At 70.8% G+C, this 5,138-nt stretch carries 2 protein-coding genes; both read left to right on the forward strand.

What is annotated here, in order from left to right; genetic code table 11:
• Positions 1 to 407 precede the first annotated feature (407 nt).
• Entirely contained in the window at positions 408 to 3,944 is a 3,537-nt protein-coding gene (locus tag AC08OV_RS23310; RefSeq protein ID WP_476612695.1) for a DEAD/DEAH box helicase, read from the forward strand.
• A gap of 227 nt (positions 3,945 to 4,171) precedes the next feature.
• Entirely contained in the window at positions 4,172 to 4,975 is an 804-nt protein-coding gene (locus tag AC08OV_RS23315) for a neutral zinc metallopeptidase (protein WP_476612696.1), read from the forward strand.
• The last annotated feature ends 163 nt before the right edge of the window (positions 4,976 to 5,138 follow it).

The raw sequence follows: 5,138 nt of genomic DNA on the forward strand, positions 1-5,138 counted from the left end.
ACGATGAGCTCCTGGCCCGGGACGGGCGGTACGCCGCATTCTGGCGCGAGCGCGAACGGGGCCGCGGCTGGCGGCTGCGGCGCGACGATCACGAACCCGCCGAGTAGCTGAGCCCGTGAGACGCGCTCGTGTCAGGCTCAAGGTGGCATCCGCGACGGCGAACGCCGCTCCGACCGCTCCGACCGCTCCGACCGCTCCGACCGCTCCGAAATCTTCATCTCCTGAATCAGGATTGATGCAATAGCATCCTGTCGCCGAAGTCACTCAATGTGAAAGTCTGCACGGTTCCTCCTCGGCCCCTGAAGCCGTTCCGTTCCTAGTTTCCTCTCCTACCGGGTTTCCTCTCCTACCGGCGGTCACGTTGACCCGCTTGGCGACCTCCTGTCACCGCCTGCTACCTTGGCGGCATGCTCTCCGTGTCGTGGCAGGGGCCCGGCACCGCCGGTCTCCGGACAGTTGTCGGCGAACGTTCGTATGTCAGAGGTGTGCACTACGCCCAGCAGAGCGCGGTCACGAAGATCGACTGGGACCCCGACGAGAACACCCTCCGGGGCCGGGTGCGCGGGAGCGGCGGCGAGGTTTACGCGACGAGCGCGCAGTTCTCGGGTGACGGTCCGTCCTCTTGGACGTTCCAGTACGGCTCGTGCACCTGCCCGGTGGGCGTCGACTGCAAGCACGTCGTGGCGCTGGTGCTGACGGCCACGACAGGCGCGACGGCCACGGCGAGCGCGGCAACGGGTGCGGCGGCGGCCCCCAGCCCATCGGCGCGGCGGTCCGGGTCCTCCCCGCGGTCTCAGCGGTCTCAGTCCTCCCCGCGGTCGGCTCAGCCCCGGTCGGCTCAGCCCCGGTCGGCTGCCTGGACCGAGGACCTGGGAGAGCTGCTGGGTTCCTCGCCCGCCGTCGGCGGCGGCCATGGCGGGCACGGCGGGGCCGCCGGGACGACGCCGTTGGCCGTCGAGCTGAGCTTCACGGCGGATCCGCCGGCCCACGGAGGCGGATCCGAGCTGGGCCTGCGGGTCACGGCCCGGCTGGTGCAGCCGGGCCGGAACGGCTGGGTCAACGCCATCGGGTGGGACGCCCTCAACGCGGCGTACCAGACCCGCGAGTACCAGCAGCCGCAGGTACGGCTGCTGCAGGAGTTCTTCGCCGTGTACCGGGCCCATGACGAGCGGTACGGGTACTCGTACTACTCCTCCTACTCTTCCGGCGGCACGAAACGACTCGATCTCTGCGCGTTCGAAAGCCGGCAGCTCTGGCCGATGCTCGACGAGGCCGAGGCGGTCGGCCTCCGGTTCGTGCATGCCCGCAAGAAGCTCGGCGACGTGAGCCGGTACGGTTCCGCGGAGCTGTGCCTGAACGTCACCCGGGACGAGAGCACGAAGTCGCTGGTCGTGGCTCCCCTGCTCCGCCTCGGCGGGATGGCGACGGACGCCGCCGTGTTCTCGTTCATCGGCCGCGAGGGCCATGGCGTCGTGTACGTCGACCGGGCGGAGGTCCTGGCCTCCGACGACCATCGGGACTGGCACGTCCGGCTCGCGCGGCTCGCCCAGCCGGTGCCGCCACGGCTGCAGCGGATGGCGGTCGGGAACCGGAGCCTGCGGGTGCCCCGCAGCGAGGAGTCCCGCTTCCGCACGGAGTTCTACCCGCGCCTGCGGCGCCTGGCCCCCGTCGTGTCCAGCGACGGCTCCTTCGAGCCGCCGGAGGTGCCGCCGCCAGCCCTGGTGCTGCACGCCTCCTACGGTGACGACCACGAGCTCGACCTCACCTGGGGATGGGCCTACGAGGTCGGCGGCGAGCGGATCCACGTGCCGCTGTACGCGACGGAGCCTGACGGCACCGAACCGGACGGCACGATGCTGCCCGCCGCGACGCCGCCCGGCACGATGCTGCCCGCCGCGGAACCGGACGGGTTGCGGGATCCGCGCCAGGAGCAGGACGCGTTGCGGGACGTGCTGGCGGCGCTGGATCTGCCCTCCGGCACGGCCGCCCTGCTTGCCGGTGACCAGGGTTCCGGTCTGCGGCCACGGGTGCGGCTGCGCGGCGTCGACACGATGCGCGCGACGACGGAGCTGCTCCCGTTGCTGACGGACCGGCCCGGGGTGGCCGTCGAGGTCAGCGGTGACCCGGCGGCCTACCGGGAGGCCGGCGACTCGCTGCTCATCGGCCTGTCCACCGACGACGTGGTAGGCGAGACCGACTGGTTCGATCTCGGGGTCACCGTCACCGTGGAGGGCCGGCAGGTACCGTTCACGGACGTCTTCCTGGCGCTGAGTCAGGGGCAGTCGCACCTGCTCCTCGCCGACGGCGCCTACTTCAGCCTGCAGAAGCCCGAGCTGCAGACGTTGCGGCGGCTGATCGAGGAGGCGCGGGCGCTACAGGACGCACCCGGCGGTCCGCTGCGGATCAGTCGGTTCCAGGTCGGGCTGTGGGAGGAGCTCGCCGGGCTCGGTGTGGTCGAGCGCCAGGCGCGGTCGTGGCGCCAGCAGGTGACGGGGCTGCTGGAGCTGGGGGCCGAGGGCCAGCTCGAACAGGAGCCGCCGGCGACGCTCGCGGCGACGTTGCGCTCCTACCAGCTCGACGGTTTCCGGTGGCTGGCGTTCCTGTGGAAGTACCGGCTGGGCGGGGTGCTCGCCGACGACATGGGCCTGGGAAAGACGCTGCAGACGCTGGCACTGGTCTGCCACGCCCGGCAGGCCGATCCCGAGCTCGCGCCGTTCCTCGTCGTCGCGCCGACGAGCGTCGTGTCGAACTGGGCCGCGGAGGCGGCCCAGTTCGCGCCCGGGCTGCGAACGGTGGCGATCTCCGACACGCAGCGGCGCCGCGGCGAGGCCCTCGACGAGGCGGTGTCGGGCGCCGACCTGGTAATCACCTCGTACACGCTCTTCCGCCTCGAGCACGAGGAGTACGCGAGCCTGGCCTGGTCGGGGCTGATCCTCGACGAAGCCCAAATGATCAAGAATCATCAGTCGAAGGCCTACCGGTGCGCCCGGCTGCTGCCGGCGCCGTTCAAACTGGCCGTCACCGGGACCCCGATGGAGAACAACCTGATGGAGCTGTGGTCGCTGCTGTCGGTGACCGCACCCGGCCTGTTCCCGAACCCGACCCGCTTCCGCGACTACTACGCCCGGCCGGTCGAGAAGCAGAACGACGTCGAGCTGCTCGCCCAGCTCCGACGGCGGATCAGGCCGCTGATGACGCGCCGCACCAAGGAACAGGTCGCGCCCGAGCTCCCGCCGAAGCAGGAACAGGTCCTGGAGGTGGACCTGCACCCGCGGCACCGCAGGCTCTACCAGACCTACCTGCAACGGGAACGGCAGAAGGTGCTGGGCCTGGTCGACGACATGAACCGCAACCGCTTCACGATCCTGCGCTCGCTGACCCTGCTGCGCCAGCTCAGCCTGCACGCCGGCCTGGTGGACGACCACCACGGGGACCTGCCGTGCGCCAAGATCGATGCTCTGTTCGAGCAGCTTACCGACGTCGTCGACAGTGGTCACCGGGCCCTGGTCTTCAGCCAGTTCACCGGGTTTCTCGGCAAGGTACGCGAACGGTTGTCCGCCCTCGGTGTGGAGCACTGCTACCTCGACGGCCGGACCCGTGACCGGTCCACCGTGCTCGAGCGGTTCAAAACGGGGTCGGCCCCGGTTTTTCTCGTCAGCCTGAAAGCCGGCGGGTTCGGCCTGAACCTGACCGAGGCCGACTACTGTTTCCTGCTCGATCCGTGGTGGAATCCCGCAACCGAGGAACAGGCGGTGGACCGGGCGCACCGCATCGGGCAGTCCCGCAACGTCATGGTCTACCGCCTCGTCGCCCGGGACACGATCGAGGAGAAGGTGATGGCGATGAAGGACCGGAAGGCGCGGCTGTTCTCCAGCGTCATGGACGACGGTGACGTGTTCAGCTCGACGCTCGACGCCGACGACATCCGCGAGCTGTTCGCCTGACGGCCCCCGGACCGCCCCCCTGCCTCGTGGCCGGTGGCCTGACGGGCGCGGGCGGGTTCACCCGGTTCACTCGGTTCACCCGGTTCACCCGGTTCCACCGATGGGCGCCCATCGGGGCCTGCGGCCGGGCCGTCGACCGGCGGTTAGGCGAGGTCAGGGCGTCGGCGCCTGTCAGGGTGACGACGTCGGGTTCCACGCACCGGGGCGGGCCTCTACGGTGATGCCTCGTGCGGGTCATCTGGGCGGCGTTGGCCGCGATCGTCGTGTCCGTCGGGGTATTGACCGGCTGCAACGGTTCCTCCGCGGCGGACGCGGCCGCGGGGGACACGGCCGCGGCTGGGACATCGGTGAGCACATCGGCGGTGCCGATCGCGGCCGCCGGGGAGTGCGGGGGCAGGGTGACCGACCTCGCCGGGGTCGAGAAACTCCTCTCCGAACCGGTCGGCTGCCCAGGCGGCACGAACAGTTTCTGGCACGGCGAGCTCGGCGACGCGTGGACACCGCCGCGGTTCGTCCCCTACCGGGACGGCCAGGTTCCGCAGGACGCCTGCGGCGCGCAGGTGGACGATCCCAAGCAGTTCGCGGGCAACGCACTGTACTGCCAGCTCGACGACACCGTCGCCTACAGCGTCGACTTCATGACGGAGCTGTTCCAGGCGGGTGGAGCGTCCTACCCGCTTTTTGTGATCATGCACGAGCTGGGTCATCGGGGCGACCGGATCGGCGGGACGATCGGCGTGGTGTCGCGCGCGGAGGAGAACCAGGCCGACTGCTTCGCCGGCCGCCAGGCCAAGAGCGCGCACGACGCCAAGCGCATCGCGTTCACCGACGCGCTGCAGGGCGCGCTGCTGTTCTACAGCATCGGCGACACCCGCGACAGCGGCTGGTTCGACCAGGAGGCGGCCTCCGCCCCCGACGCCCACGGCACCCCCCGTCAACGCGCCCAGGCCTTCTCCTTCGGCTACCTGCGCGACAGCGACACCTGCCACCGGCTCGGCCAGTCCGAGAGCGGAAGCGTGCCGCTGTTCTGACCCAGCTACGCCAGTAGCGGGGTGATGTTGGCCGGCTGAGGCTGCCACCAAGGCGTGACCGGCACCTCGCCGCCGCCCTCGACCGGCTCGACGCCCTGCCCGCCGCCACCTGACAGCTGGCCGCCGAGCCCCCGCGCACCCGTCGTACCACCCCACCCCGACC

This window comes from Frankia sp. CeTa3Moorea (assembly GCF_978021225.1).

What these genes read in the sequence shown, in the direction of transcription:
- AC08OV_RS23310 (WP_476612695.1), top strand. Translation starts at nt 408, where the DNA reads ATGCTCTCCGTGTCGTGGCAGGGGCCCGGCACCGCCGGTCTCCGGACA.